General features: G+C 68.7%; 13 protein-coding genes. 4 read left to right on the top strand and 9 right to left on the bottom strand.

Annotated features, from left to right (window positions below; all coding sequences use genetic code 11):
- Positions 1-18: 18 nt before the first annotated feature.
- Together BM076_RS15770 and BM076_RS15765 are read right to left on the bottom strand one after the other, a co-directional pair.
- Positions 19-804 (bottom strand): dioxygenase family protein, encoded by a 786-nt coding sequence (locus tag BM076_RS15770; protein ID WP_093714162.1) that lies wholly within the window; start codon positions 802-804, stop codon positions 19-21.
- Positions 805-903: 99 nt separating this feature from the next.
- A complete protein-coding gene (locus BM076_RS15765) occupies positions 904-1,407 on the bottom strand; it encodes a GNAT family N-acetyltransferase (RefSeq protein WP_245796079.1) in 504 nt (167 codons plus the stop codon).
- 234 nt (positions 1,408-1,641) lie between these two features.
- Between BM076_RS15765 and BM076_RS15760 the strand changes: the two genes are divergently transcribed.
- Together BM076_RS15760 and BM076_RS15755 are read left to right on the top strand one after the other, a co-directional pair.
- Positions 1,642-2,640 carry a sigma-70 family RNA polymerase sigma factor gene (locus tag BM076_RS15760; protein WP_093714160.1) on the top strand — a complete coding sequence of 333 codons (999 nt, stop codon included), beginning with the start codon at positions 1,642-1,644 and terminating at the stop codon, positions 2,638-2,640.
- 172 nt (positions 2,641-2,812) lie between these two features.
- Entirely contained in the window at positions 2,813-3,550 is a 738-nt protein-coding gene (locus BM076_RS15755; RefSeq protein ID WP_093714159.1) for a VIT1/CCC1 transporter family protein, read from the top strand.
- On the opposite strand, the gene BM076_RS15750 is transcribed toward BM076_RS15755, so the two are convergent.
- A complete protein-coding gene (locus BM076_RS15750) occupies positions 3,511-4,740 on the bottom strand; it encodes a low temperature requirement protein A (RefSeq protein ID WP_093714158.1) in 1,230 nt (409 codons plus the stop codon). The two genes, BM076_RS15755 and BM076_RS15750, sit on opposite strands and share 40 nt — an antisense overlap.
- 96 nt (positions 4,741-4,836) lie before the next feature.
- Positions 4,837-6,042, bottom strand: a complete 1,206-nt coding sequence (locus tag BM076_RS15745) for a PLP-dependent cysteine synthase family protein (RefSeq protein WP_093714157.1) — start codon at positions 6,040-6,042, stop codon at positions 4,837-4,839.
- Between the two features lie 113 nt (positions 6,043-6,155).
- Here BM076_RS15745 and BM076_RS15740 point away from each other — a divergent pair, with 113 nt between their 5' ends.
- Positions 6,156-6,419 carry a hypothetical protein gene (locus BM076_RS15740; protein WP_245796103.1) on the top strand — a complete coding sequence of 88 codons (264 nt, stop codon included), beginning with the start codon at positions 6,156-6,158 and terminating at the stop codon, positions 6,417-6,419.
- A 13-nt stretch (positions 6,420-6,432) separates the two neighbouring features.
- On the opposite strand, the gene mscL is transcribed toward BM076_RS15740, so the two are convergent.
- The 5 genes from mscL to BM076_RS15710 all read right to left on the bottom strand — a co-directional run bounded on the left by mscL (position 6,433) and on the right by BM076_RS15710 (position 12,177).
- Positions 6,433-6,903, bottom strand: coding sequence for a large conductance mechanosensitive channel protein MscL (gene mscL, locus BM076_RS15735; protein WP_245796078.1), 471 nt, complete (start codon positions 6,901-6,903; stop codon positions 6,433-6,435).
- Between the two features lie 876 nt (positions 6,904-7,779).
- On the bottom strand, positions 7,780-8,640 hold the full coding sequence (locus BM076_RS15725; protein ID WP_093714154.1) for an S-methyl-5'-thioadenosine phosphorylase: 861 nt from the start codon (positions 8,638-8,640) through the stop codon (positions 7,780-7,782).
- A gap of 90 nt (positions 8,641-8,730) precedes the next feature.
- On the bottom strand, positions 8,731-9,057 hold the full coding sequence (locus tag BM076_RS15720) for an FmdB family zinc ribbon protein (protein WP_093714153.1): 327 nt from the start codon (positions 9,055-9,057) through the stop codon (positions 8,731-8,733).
- Between the two features lie 66 nt (positions 9,058-9,123).
- Entirely contained in the window at positions 9,124-10,446 is a 1,323-nt protein-coding gene (locus BM076_RS15715; protein WP_245796099.1) for an MFS transporter, read from the bottom strand.
- 237 nt (positions 10,447-10,683) lie between these two features.
- Complete coding sequence (locus tag BM076_RS15710; protein WP_093714152.1) at positions 10,684-12,177, bottom strand: potassium/proton antiporter; 1,494 nt, start codon at positions 12,175-12,177, stop codon at positions 10,684-10,686.
- A 157-nt stretch (positions 12,178-12,334) separates the two neighbouring features.
- Here BM076_RS15710 and BM076_RS15705 point away from each other — a divergent pair, with 157 nt between their 5' ends.
- Positions 12,335-15,049, top strand: a complete 2,715-nt coding sequence (locus BM076_RS15705; protein WP_093714151.1) for a penicillin acylase family protein — start codon at positions 12,335-12,337, stop codon at positions 15,047-15,049.
- Positions 15,050-15,067 lie beyond the last annotated feature (18 nt).

The raw sequence follows: 15,067 nt of genomic DNA, 5'->3' as shown, positions 1-15,067 counted from the left end.
AGAGTGAGGACTTCCTGTTCAGCCGAACTGGACGGAACGCTTGGCAAGCCCCATCCAGAAACCGTCGATGATGCTGCGCTGACTGCCGAGTTCGGACTCGGCGGCGCCGAGCGTAACGAACAGCGGGGCGAAGTGCTCGGTACGCGGGTGCGCCAACCGCCCCGCCGGTGAGGTGTGCTCGAAGTCCAGCAGCGCGTCCACGTCTTGGGCGTCCAGCGCGCGGTGCCCCCAGTCGTCGAACTCCGCCGACCAGCTCGGCGGCTGCGGACCCGCCCCGCGCAGCGCTGCCAGATTGTGTGTGAAGAAGCCGCTGCCGACGATCAGCACACCCTCGTCGCGCAGCGGCGCCAGCTTGCGGCCGATGTCCATCAGCTTCTGCGGGTCCAGCGTCGGCATCGACACCTGCAGCACAGGGATGTCCGCGCCGGGGAACATCTCCACCAGTGGTACGTACGCGCCGTGGTCCAGGCCGCGGTCCGGCACGTCCTGGACGGGAGTGCCGGCGCCGCGCAGCAGCTTCCGTACGGAATCGGCGAGCGCGGGCGCGCCGGGCGCCGCGTACCGCACCTGGTAGTAGTGCTCGGGGAAGCCCCAGAAGTCGTACACCAGCGGGACGGTGGTCGTCGCGCCGATCGCGAGCGGGGCCTCTTCCCAGTGCGCCGAGACGATGAGGATCGCCGTGGGGCGCGGCAGCGCGGCCGACCAGGCCGCCAGCTCACCGGGCCACAGCGGGTCGTCGGCGAGCGGCGGGGCGCCGTGCGAGAGGTAGAGCGCGGGCATGCGCTCCGGGGTTGCCGTGGTCATCGCGCACCCTCCTTGAAGTTTCAAGCGTACGGACGTCCACCGTAACCCCATATGCTTGAAGCTTCAAATAAGCTGTCGGAGTCGGCCGAGCGGGTGGCGTCACCCCAGTCGCTTCTCGAACCACGCAACATCGTGGTAGGCGCCGAATTTGTGGCCGACCTCCTCGTACACCCCGATCGGCCGGAAGTCGAAGCGCTCGTGCAGCCGCAAGGAGGCCGCATTCGGCAGCGTGACGCCCGCGTACGCGCGGTGCACGCCCTCGTCCGCCAGCGCCGCGAAGAGGGCCTCGTAGAGCCGTGTGCCGATTCCGCGGCCGCCCGCGTCTGGCGCGAGATAGATCGTCGTCTCCACCGATGTCGCGTACGCCGCCTTCGGACGGAACGGGCTGCTGGTCGCGTACCCCAGAATTCGCCCGGACGGTCCGGGAAATTGAGCAACCATGAGGCGGTGCGGGCCGTCTTCCGGGTGGGAGAGCAACCACGGGCGACGCTGCTCGGCGGTGAAGGGAACTACGTCGAACGTGATCGACGTTTCACGGATGTAGTGGTTGTAGATATCGGTAAGAGCGGTCAGGTCACCGTCTCTGCCGGGTCTGACCTGCACATCTATACGCTCTGACACCCTCTGTCCTCCCTGTGTGGCGCCACAGGGTACTGCATGATCACAAAAATCAGGTCACAAGATGGGAATTGTGACCGGATTCCAATCGTTATCCCGAGCAGGACGGGGCAGCCGGAAGGCATGAACCGCAGCCGGCACAAGCCGGCCGAGAGCGGGCAGCCGGCCCGACAGCCCGGTCCCACCGAGACCCGACCGCACCTTCGTAAGGGAGCACGCATGGCAACCCGTGCCGTCGCCCGTCGTCAAGCTGGCGGGACCAGTAGCGTTCGCGCCGCAGGCGGGGAAGTCGCCGACCGCGACCTCGTCGGCATGTACCTGGACGAGATCGCGCGGACACCCCTGCTCGACGCCGCCAGGGAAGTCGAACTCTCCCGCGACATCGAAGCGGGCGTTTACGCGGAACGCATACTCGCAGCCGACACCGAGCTTCCCGCCGACGCGGGCGGCGACGCCCGGCGCGAGGAGCTGGAGGCGATCGTCGCCGCCGGTGAGCGAGCCAAGGACATCTTCATCCGCTCCAACCTCCGCCTCGTCGTGGCCGTCGCCCGCCGCTACCCGCGCAGCGGACTCCCGCTCCTCGACCTGATCCAGGAAGGGAACGCCGGCCTGGTACGCGCCGTCGAGAAGTTCGACTACGCCAAGGGCTTCAAGTTCTCCACCTACGCCACCTGGTGGATCCGCCAGGCCATCACCCGGTCCATCGCCGACCAGTCCCGCACCATCCGGCTGCCCGTCCACCTCGTCGAGGAACTGGGCCGGATCCGGCGCGTGCAGCGCGAGTTCAACCGCGAGCACGGCCGCGACGCGGAACCCGCGGAGATCGCCGCCGAACTCGCCTCCACCCCTGAGCGCGTCACCGACGTCCTCGACTGGGCGCGCGACCCGGTGTCGCTCAACATGTCGGTCGACGCCGAGGGCGAGACCGAATTCGGTGACCTCGTCGAGGACGGCGCCGCGCCGTCGCCCGAGGACTCCGTCCTGGTCATGCTCCGCCGCGAGGAACTGGACGGCCTGATCGACCGCCTCGACGACCGGACCGCCTCCATCATCCGCGCCCGCTACGGCATCGTGGACGGCCGCGAGCGCACCCTGACCGAGGTGGGCAAGCAGCACGGCCTGACGCGCGAGCGCATCCGGCAGATCGAGAAGCACGCACTGGCCGACCTCAAGCGGATGGCCCGCGCCACCGGCCTCGACCAGTACGAAGCCGCCTGATCCACCCTCCCGGGGCCGCCGTCCCCCTTTCCGGCGGCCCCCACCAAGACCCGAACCCCGGTGCATCCCCCCCCCGCGCCGGGGTTCGGCCTGTCCCTGTCCCGACGCGCGCGACACCCGACCGGGCACCTCCTGAACGGGCCCGACCACCACGGATGAGACGCTTCGGCCCATGAACGACCAGATCCAGGCCGAGGCCGGGGCCGAGGGACACGCGAACGAGCCCCACCACGATGGACTCGGCGCCCGCCTCAACTGGCTGCGCGCCGCCGTCCTCGGTGCCAACGACGGCATCGTGTCGACCGCCGGCCTGGTCGTCGGCGTCGCCGGCGCCACCGACTCCCGCTCCACCCTCCTCACCGCGGGCCTCGCGGGACTCCTGGCGGGCTCCTTGTCCATGGCGGCCGGCGAATACGTGTCCGTCAGCACCCAGCGCGACTCCGAGCAGGCCGCACTCGCCCTGGAACGCGAAGAACTCGCCACCACCCCGCAAGCCGAACTCGACGAACTCACCGGCCTCCTCGAGGACCAGGGCATCAGCCCCGAACTCGCCCGCGAAGTCGCCGAACAACTCACCGCCCGCGACGCCCTCGGCGCCCACGCCCGCGTCGAACTCGGCATCAACCCCGACGAACTCGCCAACCCCTGGCACGCCGCCGGCGCCAGCTTCATCTCCTTCACCGTCGGCGCCCTGCTGCCGCTGCTGGCCATCGTCCTGCCCCCGGCCTCCTGGCGGCTCGCCGTCACGGTGGTCTCGGTGCTGCTGGCCCTGGTCGCCTGCGGCTGGGCCAGCGCCCGACTCGGCAACGCCCCGGTCCGCCCCGCCGTCCTCCGCAACACCATCGGCGGCGCCATCGCGATGGCCGTCACCTACGGGGTCGGCGAACTGCTCGGCGCCACCGGCGTCTGACCCGCACCGCGGGTCTGCAACGTCACCCCGAGCGCCACCGTCGCCGCACACACCAACCCGGCCCACAACACCGCATGCGACCCGGTGAAAGTGCACGCCAGCACCACCACCGCGGAAACCGGCAGGTTGAGCTGCTGCGCGACACCCCGCTTGTAGTGGCGCGCGTGCAACACCCAAACGGTGAACAGGAACACCGCCGTCGGCACCGTCACCCAGCCCGCTGCGGCCCGCGTCGAGATCTCCGCCGAACCCACCGCCTGCTCCACCGCGATCTCCAGCCCCGCCCCGATCGCCGCCGCAGAACCGAACACCGCGTAGTGGCCGTAACCCCACAAGAACGCCTGCCGGTTGGACGCCAGATGATCGTGGATCGGCACCGCGAAATAGATCCACCACGCGGCGAAGACGATCAGCAGCCCGCCGACCGCGATCGGCAGCAACTCGCCGAGCGCGTCGTGCTCATCGACCGCCGACTGCACGGCGATCGTCGCCGAGGACACCGACTCCCCGAGCACGATGATCGTGAACAACCCGTACCGCTCGGCGATGTGATGCGGATGCCACGTCGTCGGCGCCGCCCGCTCCGCAAGCGCCGGCACCGACATCTCCGCCACCGCCAGCAGCACGAACGCCCGCACCGGCGGCGCCCCGTGCGGCAGCAACAACGCCATCCACCCCACCTGGCACAAAGTCACCCCGAACGCGTAACGCAACGCCGTCTGCCGCGCGTCGCCCGACTCCGCCCACGCCGCACGCAGCCACTGCGTCACCAACGCCAGCCGCATCACCGCGTAGCCGCACACAGTCAGTCGGAAGTCGCCGTCGTCGAACGCCCTCGGCACACCGGCCGCCAGCATCAGCACACCGACGATCTGCACCAGTGTGGTGATCCGATAGGGCACGTCGTCGGTGTCGTAGGCAGAGGCGAACCACGAAAAGTTCACCCATGCCCACCAGATCGCGAAGAACACCAGCAGATATCCGGTCACGCCGTGCCCCGGATGCCGTTCCGCCACCGCATGGACGAGCCGGACACCCGCCTGCGCGACCGCCACCACGAAACACAGGTCGAAGAACAGCTCAAGCGGCGTGGACGCGCGGTGTTCCTCCTCGCGACTGCGCGCCGTCATCCGGCGCAGCGCGCCGCCGGTCCGGGCCATCGGGCCTGCTGGAGTCGTCGGTTCACTCATGAACGACACCTTGCGGCACATCAGGTGCCACGCGCAGCGCGCCGCGCGGATTGCCCCGGGCCCCGGGACACAAAAGCCCCCGCGAACAGCCCCGCGTCAACCGCCGAGCCGCACCGGCCCCGCCTGCCCCAGCTCGCCCGTACTCAGAAACCGCTCGACCCGCTCCACATACGGACCGATCCGGATCCCCTGCTCGGCGAGCCAGGCGTCCGAGTAGTACTTCTCCAGATACCGCTCGCCCGGATCGCACAACAGGCCCACCACGCTGCCCTGTTCACCGCGGTGGCGCATCTCCGCGACGATCCGGAAAGCCGCCCACAGGCCCGTGCCGGTCGACGCGCCGGCCCGACGGCCGAGCAGGCGCTCCAGGACGCGCACGCACGCGATGGACGCCGCGTCCGGAACCCGCATCATGCGGTCGATCGCGCCCGGTGCGAAACTCGGCTCCACCCGCTGCCGACCGATCCCCTCGATTCGGGATCCCGTGTCCGTCGTCACCGCCGGATCCTGATCCCGCCAACCGGGGAAGAACGCCGAATTCTCCGGATCCGCCACGCAGATCCCCGTCGTCGCCTGCGCGTACCGCACGTACCTGGCCAGCGTCGCCGACGTCCCTCCGGTGCCGGCCGTGGCCACGATCCACGTCGGTACCGGGAACCGTTCGGCCGCCATCTGCCGGAAGATCGACTCGGCGATGTTGTTGTTGCCCCGCCAGTCCGTCGCCCGCTCCGCGTACGTGAACTGGTCCATGTAGTGGCCGCCGGTCTCCCGCGCCAGCCGCGCCGCCGTCCCGTACACCTCGCACGGGTCGTCGACCAGATGGCAGCGGCCCCCGTGGAACTCGATCAGCTCGATCTTCGACCGCACGGTCCCACGCGCCATCACGGCCACAAAGGGGACACCGATCAGCCGCGCGAAGTACGCCTCCGAGACGGCCGTCGACCCGCTGGACGCCTCGATCACCGGCCGGCCCGGCCTGATCCACCCGTTGCACAGCGCGTACAGGAACAGCGAACGCGCCAGACGGTGCTTCAGCGAGCCGGTCGGATGCGTCGACTCGTCCTTCAGATAGAGGTCGACGCCCCAGTCCGCCGGGAGCGGCACCGACAGCAAATGGGTATCGGCGGACCGATTGGCGTCGGCATGGACCTTCCCCACAGCCTCGCTCAACCAGCGGCGGTACGCGAGGTCGCTTCGGTCGAGGTCCTGTTCCAGCTCGTGCTCGGGAGGAAGCCGCTCGCCCTGCTCCGCCGCGGATACGGTCGCCGGCGCGGTCGAGGGTGTCCGGTCGGGTGTCTGCATGCGGCCAGGTATATCCGGCCGACTGCCTCAAACGGACACTTGGGGTTTCTCCCGCCGGCCGCTTGAGCAGGGACGACAGCCCGGCTGCCGACGCCCCGCCGTACCCTGGAGGCATGAGCAGCGCCCCCGAACACACCGCCGCCGAGAACGCCGACGACGAGCCCGCACCCGAAACGGTCTCGCCGGTGGCCCCCGTGTCCCCGGCCGGACCCACGGGTACGGGTTCGGGTTCGGCGGGCCTGATCTTCGATGATCCGCTCGACCGCCCCTCCGCCGACGACACCGACCGCGGCTGGGGCGAGCGGCCGTCCGGCTCGGCGGCCGATGACGACGACTTCACGCGCTTCCTCAACGAGAAGCCGCCGCACCACATCTGAACGGACCGGACGATCAGCCCCCGCCCTCGCCGCGCGGCGCCACCAGAGCGTCGCGGATGTCGCGCAGCAGCGTGATCTCCTCTAGCTCCGCCGCCTTCTCCTCCACCTCGGTGTGCCGACGCTTCTTCGCCTGCCGCGCCAGATAGCGGGACATCGGTACGACCATCAGGAAGTACACGACCGCGGCGGTGATCAGGAACGTCAGGACTGCGCTCAGCACCGAACCCCACAGGATGTGGATTCCGCTGGTCACCTCGCCCTTGTCGTTCACCACGCACGGGCCTTTCAGACAGGACGAGTACCCAGCGAGATCCTTCGTACCGAAGGCACCGACCAGCGGATTGATCACGCCGTTCACCACGGAATTCACGACGTTGGTGAATGCCGCGCCGATGACGACCGCGACCGCGAGATCGATCACGTTCCCGCGCGTGATGAATTCCTTGAAGCCTGCCAGCAGACTCGGCTTGTCGTTGTCCGTCAACGCTCTGCCTCTTCCGTGACGCCGATGTGGCGGAATGATGGGTTCCGCCATAGAAGGCAATCCGGGTTCTGCGTGTCCAATCGCTGTCCACGAACGGGTGATTCAGCACAATGTCACCGCCAAAGGTGTCGTCACAGCCGCTCCGGAAAGCGCCGCCGCGATACGACGAGGCACCGCCAGTACGACCAACGCGCCGCTGTTCCCACTGCCACTGACGGTGTCGGGAACAGCGGAATCTCCCGCAGCGGACGGTCCTCCGGTGTGGTCCGGCACGGTTACGACGGTCGCGCTCGCCGCCACCACTCGCGAACTGGCCAGCACATCAACATGATCGCCAGGACGCAGCAGCGCGACGGCCGCCGCGTCGGCGATCCGTACCGGCGCCCGGACCAGCGCGTCCGCCGCGTCATGAGCGGCCGGTACGGAGGCGGCGTGCGACCCGACGCGCGCCGAGGCGGTCGGTGCGGGTCCGTGGGGAGCCGCGACGACTTGAGGCGGCGCTGTCCCGTGCGCCGCGGACGCGGCAAGAGCAGCTGCGGTCAGGGCCAGGCCGAGCGCGAGCGAACGTCGTCGGCGACCGGCCGAGCGGCGCAGGAACTGCCGTCTGCCGCCCGCCCGGATCGGCGGGAACTCCGGCACCGCGCATCGCGGCGGCGTGTACGGCTCCGGGACCGGCGGAGCCGAGTCGGGAGTGGGGGAGGAGGGCATGACGGACCACCGCCTGATGTGAGGAGATCGATACCGGGAGATCCGGTCGATGCGTCCACCATCGCGCACAGCGCCGACAGGGCTCCCGAGCCCTGTGGACAACTCCCCGCCTGTGGAAAACTCGGCCACCCGTACGAGTGAGCGGGCACTCGGGCTACGGGATACGGGCTAGGGGAGCATGATCCCCGGGTCCTGCCCGCCCAGCGGATCCACACACAGACAGTCCCGCGCATCGCTGTCCGGCAGGGCGCCGATCAGGTCGAAGAGAACGTCCCGCATCCGGCCGACATTGGCCGCGAAGACCTCGAGGACCTCCTCGTGGGAGACACCCTCACCGGTGTCGGCGCCCGCGTCCAGGTCGGTGACCAGCGTCAATGACGTGTAGCAGAGACCGAGTTCACGCGCGAGCACCGCTTCGGGGTGACCCGTCATCCCGACCACCGACCAGCCCTGCGCCGCGTGCCAGAGCGACTCCGCGCGGGTGGAGAAACGCGGCCCCTCAACCACCACCAGCGTCCCGCCGTCGACCGCCTCCCAGCCGCCCGACCGCGCCGTGGCAACGGCGGCCTCGCGCCCCACCGGGCAGTACGGGTCCGCGAAAGTCACGTGCACGACGTTTGGTACCTGGCCGTCGGCCCGAGTCTCGCCGTCGAAATACGACTGCGCCCGCGACTTCGTACGGTCCACGAGTTGGTCCGGCACGAGCAGCGTGCCGGGCCCGTACTCGGCGCGCAGCCCACCGACCGCGCAGGGGCCGAGCACCTGGCGCACGCCGACGGACCGGAGGGCCCAAAGATTGGCCCGGTAGTTGATCTTGTGCGGAGGCAGATGGTGCTTGCGGCCGTGTCGTGGGAGGAATGCCACGCGGCGGCCGGCGACCTCACCGATGAACAGGGAGTCGCTCGGCGGACCATAGGGAGTGTCGACCGTGATTTCGCTCACATCGTCGAGGAAGGAGTAGAAACCCGATCCTCCGATGACGCCGACCTCGGCCCGCGCCTGCGTCGCACTGCTGCTGCTCTGCACCATGGTGATCACCCTATTGCGGGCGCCCGGCATACGACGAACCCCCGCCGCGAACGACGGGAGTTCGTAAGATCCGCGGCACTCAGCGGCCGCTCAGGCCGCCGACGTGCTGCTGGAGGACGAGGAGCCCTTGCCGGACGTCGACGTCGACGAGGAACCGGACGTCGATCCCGACGACGGCTTGCTGTCGGACTTGCTCTCCGACCCGCTGCTCTTGGTGGCAGGCGAGCTGCTCGTGGACGAGCCGCGACTGTCGGTCCGGTAGAAACCGGAACCCTTGAAGACCACGCCCACGGCGGAGAAGACCTTGCGCAAGCGTCCACTGCAGTTGGGGCACACGGTCAGCGCGTCGTCACTGAACTTCTGCACCGCCTCAAGGGCCTCGCCGCACTCGGTGCACTGGTACTGATACGTCGGCACTTGCTCCTCCTGGCACTCTCACTCATTGAGTGCTAACGACACTCAATAGTGCAGTATTTCCCGGCGTCAGTCCACCGGGACGGGCGGACGGTGACCGATCACACCAGAGGCGATCACGCCGCGCGCCCGCGGCACCAGCCGCCCGCGAAGCCCCATGAGCACCACCAGGGCAAGCGCAGTACCGACCAGCGGCACGGTGAATCCAGCGTGCGATCCCGCGTGATCGGCCAGCAGTCCAGCCACCGTGACGGCGGCGGCCTGCCCCAGGGCCACCGACCCCGTGAGCCAGGTGAAGGCTTCTGTGCGGGAGGCACCCGGCACCAGGGCATCGACCAACGTGTAGCCGGTGATCAGCGCGGGCGCGATGCACAGGCCCACCAGCAGCCCCAGCGGTGCCAGCAACGCCACGGAATGCACGGCCCACAGCGGGGCGCAGGCCAGCGCCAGGGCCGCGTACGCCGCGAGCAGACGGCTGCGGGGGCTGCGACGCCAGGCGATGGCGCCGTACGCGACGCCCGCGAGCATGTTTCCTGCGGCGAAGGTCCCGTACAGCAAGCCGTTGATGCCGGGGCGGTCGATTTCCTGTGTGAAGGCGGCCAGCGACACCTGCATGCCGCCGAAGACGGCACCAATGCCAAGGAAGGCGACGGCCAGCGCCCGTACGCCTGGCACCGACAGTGCTGAGGCGGGCTTCCCCGCTGCGCCCGGGCGGACCGGGTGGGGTGCCGGTGCGGTCGACGTCTGTGTCGCGAAGAGGATTCCTCCTACGAGCGTCAACGTCGCTTCGGCGATCAGGCCGGCAGCAGGGTGCACTCCCGTGCACAAGGCTGTGGCGATCACCGGGCCGATGACGAACGTGAACTCGTCCGTCACGGATTCGAAGGCCGCAGCCGTCGTCATCAAGGCGGCGTTCGCGCCGGGGTGCGCGGTGGCCGAGCCGTTCAGCGCCACCGCCCAGCGGGCACGCACCATGGGCCCGACCTGAGGCACGGTGGCTCCCGCGGGCACAGCTGCCGCGAACAGCGTCCACGCGGGTGTGTGGGCCAGTGCGAGCGTCACCAGGAGGGCGACCGAAGCGGCGTGCAGGACGACGCCGGGCAGCAGAACAGTCCGCTGACCGAAGCGGTCGGCCAACCGGCCGCCGCGCGGCGCGCACAACGCCATCGCGACACCTGTGACGGCGGCAGTGGCGCCGGCTGTGCCGTAGGAACCGGTCGTGTGCTCGACCAGCAGCACCATGCCAATGGTCAGCATCGCGAACGGCTGCCGGGCGGCGAAACCCGGGAGGAGGAAGGCCCACACGCCGGGCGTGCGCAGCAACTGCCGGTAACCCGGCTTTCCGCCGCCTGGGGAGACCCCGGACCCGGAAGTGGACGTGGAGGTGGGCACCGTGGATGCCACAGCCTGGACTTTCTGCCGCCTGGTGACGCGTGCGCGGATCAGGGTCCGCGAAGACCGCGCCGAGAGCCGTCCGCTCCGCGCGGTGTCCCGCGCCGGCTCTGCGTCAGACAGAGGTTGAACTCGACAAATACCTCATCCATGATACGCAAAGGCCGAGGCCGTTTTCGCGCACCAGGTGCGGCCCTGAGCATTGACCGGATCAATGTCGCACGGCCAGAACGCCGGTCATCCCGACGCCAGCCATCCGGCGAGCTTGCCGCCCCGGCCGACGGCCCGCAGCCGCTCCTCGGCCGCGTCCCGTACCGGATCGGTCGTCACCACGAGCAGCTCGTCACCGCGACGCAGCACGGTCGACGGCAGCGGCACGAAGCTGGCGCCCTCCCGTACGACCAGGGTGACGGCGGCTCCCGTGGGCAGCCGCAATTCGTTGACCTCGACGCCGTGCATGCGTGAGCCGTCAGGAATCGCGACGGACAGCAGGTGGCCGCGGAGCCGTTCGAGCGGGGCGGACTCGATGCCGAGGTCGGCGGCGCCGCTCCCGTTGTCGCCGGACAGGCGCAGCCGCTTGGCCAGCCACGGCAGGGTCGGGCCCTGCACAACCGTGTAGACGATCACCAGGACGAAGACGATGTTGAAGATCCGTTTGCTGTCGCTGATTCCGGACACCATGGGGATGGTCGCGAGCACGATGGGAACCGCGCCGCGCAGCCCGGCCCACGACATCAGCGCCTGTTCGCGCCAGGGGATGCCGAACGGCACCAGGCTGGCGATGACGGAGGCCGGGCGGGCGACGGCGGTCAGGAACAGACCGATGATCAGCGCGGGTACGACGTCGTCACCCAGCTCGTGCGGCGTGACGAGCAGGCCGAGCAGCACGAACAGGCCGATCTGCGCGATCCAGCCCAGCCCCTCGGCGAAACCGCGGGTGGCGGGCCGGTGCGGGAGCTTGGCATTGCCCAGGATGAGCGAGGCGATGTAGACGGCGAGGAAGCCGGAGCCGTGCGCGATGGCGCCGGCCGCGTAGGCGGCGACGGCGATGGCCATGACGGCGATCGGGTAGAGGCCGGATGCGGGCAGCGCGACGTGCTTGAGGCCGTAGGCGCCGAGCCAGCCGACCGCGAGCCCGATGGCGGCACCGATGACCAGCTCCAGCGCTATCTCGCCCACCAGGTGGTACCAGTGGTCGACAGGACCGGCCGCGGAGAACGAGACGACCAGGATGATCACAGGGGCGTCGTTGAAGCCGGACTCGGCCTCCAGGACGCCGGTCACCCGCTTGGGCAACGGCACATTACGCAGCACGGAGAAGACCGCCGCCGCGTCCGTCGACGACACCACCGCGCCGATGATCAGCGCCTGCCGCCAGTCGAGGCCCACCAGAAAGTGCGCGGCACTGGCAGTGACGAGGACGCTCAGCATGAGGCCGAATGTCGACAACACCGCGGCTGCCGGTAGTACTGGTTTGATTTCCCGCCATTTCGTACCAAGACCACCCTCGGCGAGGATCACCACCAGTGCGGCGTAGCCGAGGACTTGGGTGAGCTGGACATCGTCGAAGGTGAAGCCGAAGATGCCGTCCTGACCGATGGCAACACCGATACCGAGGTAGATGAGCAGAGTCGGCAGTCCGCTGCGCGAGGCAAGGCGTACGGCGACGACAGCGACCAGCAGCACTGACGCGCCGACCAGCAGAATCTCGTTGAGGTGGTGGACAGTCAGGGTGCCGGTCCTTTCAACTTCGTTGCCTTGCCTAACATTTTACCCTCGCTTGGCATTCCACGGCCCACCGGCCGCCGACCCCCGGGCTGCCCCTATGGTTGCCCTTGCACAACGAGCACCTTGATCACCGATCCGCCCTGCCCCTCGAAGGACAGCGATGCCCGCACGGAAGAAATCCCGCCGCGTACGCTTCATCGTGATCGCGTTCGTGCTGCTGCTCGTGGCGGGCATCGGATTCGGGTCGTACTGGAGCGTGAGCACCGTCCGCGCCTCCTTCCCGCAGACATCGGGCTCCCTGAAGCTCAAGGGCCTGTCGGGCCCGGTCGACGTCATGCGCGACAAGAACGGCATCCCGCAGATCTACGCCGACAACCCCGAGGACCTTTTCCGCGCCCAGGGGTTCGTCCAGGCGCAGGACCGCTTCTACGAGATGGACGTACGCCGCCACCTCACCGCGGGGCGGCTGTCGGAGATGTTCGGCAAGGGCCAGGTCGAGACCGACGCCTTCCTGCGCACCCTGGACTGGCACGGAATCGCGCAGAAGGAATACGACACCCAGCTCGACGACACCACCAAGTCGTACCTGCAGGCGTACTCGGACGGCGTCAACGCCTACCTCAAGGACCACAGCGGGGCCGGGCTCTCCGTGGAGTACGCGGCGCTGGCGCTGAGCAACAACTACAAGCCGGCGCGCTGGACGCCCGTCGACTCGGTCGCGTGGCTCAAGGCGATGGCCTGGGACCTGCGCGGCAATATGCAGGACGAGATCGACCGCGCCCTGATGACCAGCCGGCTCAGCCAGGCACAGATCAAGCAGCTGTACCCCGCGTATCCCTATGACCGCAATCGCCCGATCGTGGACGGCGGTTCCGTCAACGAGGACACCGGCGCGTTCGAGCCCGCGTCCTCCAGCGGTCCGCAGGGGCTCAACAGCGGGGTCACGTCGCAGCTCTCCGGCATTTCTCAGATCATCGACCAGATGCCCGCGCTGCTCGGCCCATCGGGTGACGGCATCGGCTCGAACTCGTGGGTGGTGTCCGGCACCTATACGACGACCGGCAAGCCACTGCTGGCCAACGACCCGCACCTGGCGCCGCAGCTTCCCTCGCTCTGGTACCAGATGGGGCTGCACTGCCGTACGGTCAGCGCCTCCTGCCCGTACGACGTCGCCGGCTACACCTTCTCCGGGATGCCCGGTGTCGTCATCGGCCACAACCAGGCCATCGCCTGGGGACTGACCAACCTGGGTGCGGACGTCACCGACCTGTACCTGGAGAAGGTCACCGCCAACACGTACCTCTACGACGGCAAGCAGCTGCCGTTCAAGACGCGCCAGGAGACGATCAAGGTCGCGGGCGGCAAAAGCCGCACTATTACGGTGCGGGAAACCAACAACGGTCCGGTGATCTCCGACCGCAGCGACGAGATCCGCACCGTGGGGCAGACGGCACCCGTGACCGACCCGCCGGGCGGTGTCAACAGCGGTTACGCGGTCGCTCTGAATTGGACGGCGCTGCGACCGTCGAAGACGATGGACGCCGTCTTCGAACTTGACAGGGCGACGAACTTCGACCAGTTCCGTGCGGCTGCCGCCGACTTCGCCGTACCGTCGCAAAATCTGATCTACGCCGACACGCAGGGCAATATCGGCTACCAGGCCCCGGGCCAGGTGCCGATCCGCGCCAAGGGGGTGGACGGCACCTACCCGGTGCCCGGCTGGGACTCGCACTACGCGTGGAAGGGCTACATCCCCTTCAAGGCGATGCCGTACGAGTACAACCCTCCGCGCGGCTACATCGTGACCGCGAACCAGGCTGTCATCGATCAAAGCAAGTACCCGTATCTGCTCACCGAGGACTGGGGATACGGCACAAGGAGTCAGCGCATCAACGACCTCATCGCGTCCAAGATCAAGGACGGCGGCAAGGTCTCCATGGACGACATGCAGTCGATGCAGGGTGACAGCAGCAGTGAGATCGCCAAGCTTCTCGTCCCGTATCTTTTGAAGATCAACATCACGAACGACAAGGGTGACTACGTCCGCAAGGCGCAGCAGTTGCTCGAAGGCTGGGACTTCAACCAGGACGCGGATTCCGCTGCCGCCGCGTATTTCAACGCGGTGTGGCGCAATGTCCTCAAGCTGGCGTTCGGCAACAAGCTACCCAAGGAGCTGCGGCCCGAGGGGCAGTGCCTGCGGGTGCCGCCGGCTGGGCAGACGGGGCCTGTCGACAATCTCGACGGCAGCAGCGGCACCGTTCAGGAGTGCGGTGAGCGGGACGCGGACGAGGCGCAGCCGGACGGCGGCGACCGCTGGTTCGAGGTGGTCCGCAAGATCCTTCCGCAGCAGGACAGCCCCTGGTGGACGACGTCGACGACCGCGTTCTTCAGTGGCGACCCCGACAAGGCGCACCATACCGACCGCGACCAGCTCCTCGAGCAGGCCATGAAGGACGCCCGTTACGAGCTGACCGCCAAGCTCGGCAAGGACATCGGCACCTGGAGCTGGGGCCGCCTCCACAAGCTGGAGCTGAAGAACCAGACGTTGGGCACCGACGGCCCCGCCGTCCTCAAGTGGCTGCTCAACCGCGGCCCCTGGCAGCTCGGTGGCGGTGAGGCCGCCGTGGACGCGACCGGCTGGAACGCCGCCGGCGGCTACGACGTCGTCTGGGTGCCGTCGATGCGGATGATCGTCAACCTCCAGGACTTCGACAAGTCCCGCTGGATCAACCTGACCGGCGCGTCAGGTCACGTCTACAACGCGCATTACACCGACCAGACGGATATGTGGGCGAACAACGAACTCCTCCCATGGGTGTTCTCCGACGCACAGGTGGACAAGGCCACCAAGGCGAAGATGGCGCTCACCCCGTAGCCGCCGTTATCGCGCACC

Source organism: Actinacidiphila alni, from assembly GCF_900112845.1.
GTDB lineage: Bacteria > Actinomycetota > Actinomycetes > Streptomycetales > Streptomycetaceae > Actinacidiphila > Actinacidiphila alni.
This window is presented reverse-complemented; position numbering and strand designations above follow the sequence as displayed.

Coding starts and splice junctions, on each gene's coding strand:
- BM076_RS15770 (WP_093714162.1), bottom strand. CDS start 804: ATGACCACGGCAACCCCGGAGCGCATGCCCGCGCTCTACCTCTCGCAC.
- BM076_RS15750 (WP_093714158.1), bottom strand. CDS start 4,740: ATGAGTGAACCGACGACTCCAGCAGGCCCGATGGCCCGGACCGGCGGC.
- BM076_RS15725 (WP_093714154.1), bottom strand. CDS start 8,640: ATGGTGCAGAGCAGCAGCAGTGCGACGCAGGCGCGGGCCGAGGTCGGC.
- BM076_RS15745 (WP_093714157.1), bottom strand. CDS start 6,042: ATGCAGACACCCGACCGGACACCCTCGACCGCGCCGGCGACCGTATCC.
- BM076_RS15760 (WP_093714160.1), top strand. CDS start 1,642: ATGGCAACCCGTGCCGTCGCCCGTCGTCAAGCTGGCGGGACCAGTAGC.
- BM076_RS15755 (WP_093714159.1), top strand. CDS start 2,813: ATGAACGACCAGATCCAGGCCGAGGCCGGGGCCGAGGGACACGCGAAC.
- BM076_RS15705 (WP_093714151.1), top strand. CDS start 12,335: ATGCCCGCACGGAAGAAATCCCGCCGCGTACGCTTCATCGTGATCGCG.
- BM076_RS15740 (WP_245796103.1), top strand. CDS start 6,156: ATGAGCAGCGCCCCCGAACACACCGCCGCCGAGAACGCCGACGACGAG.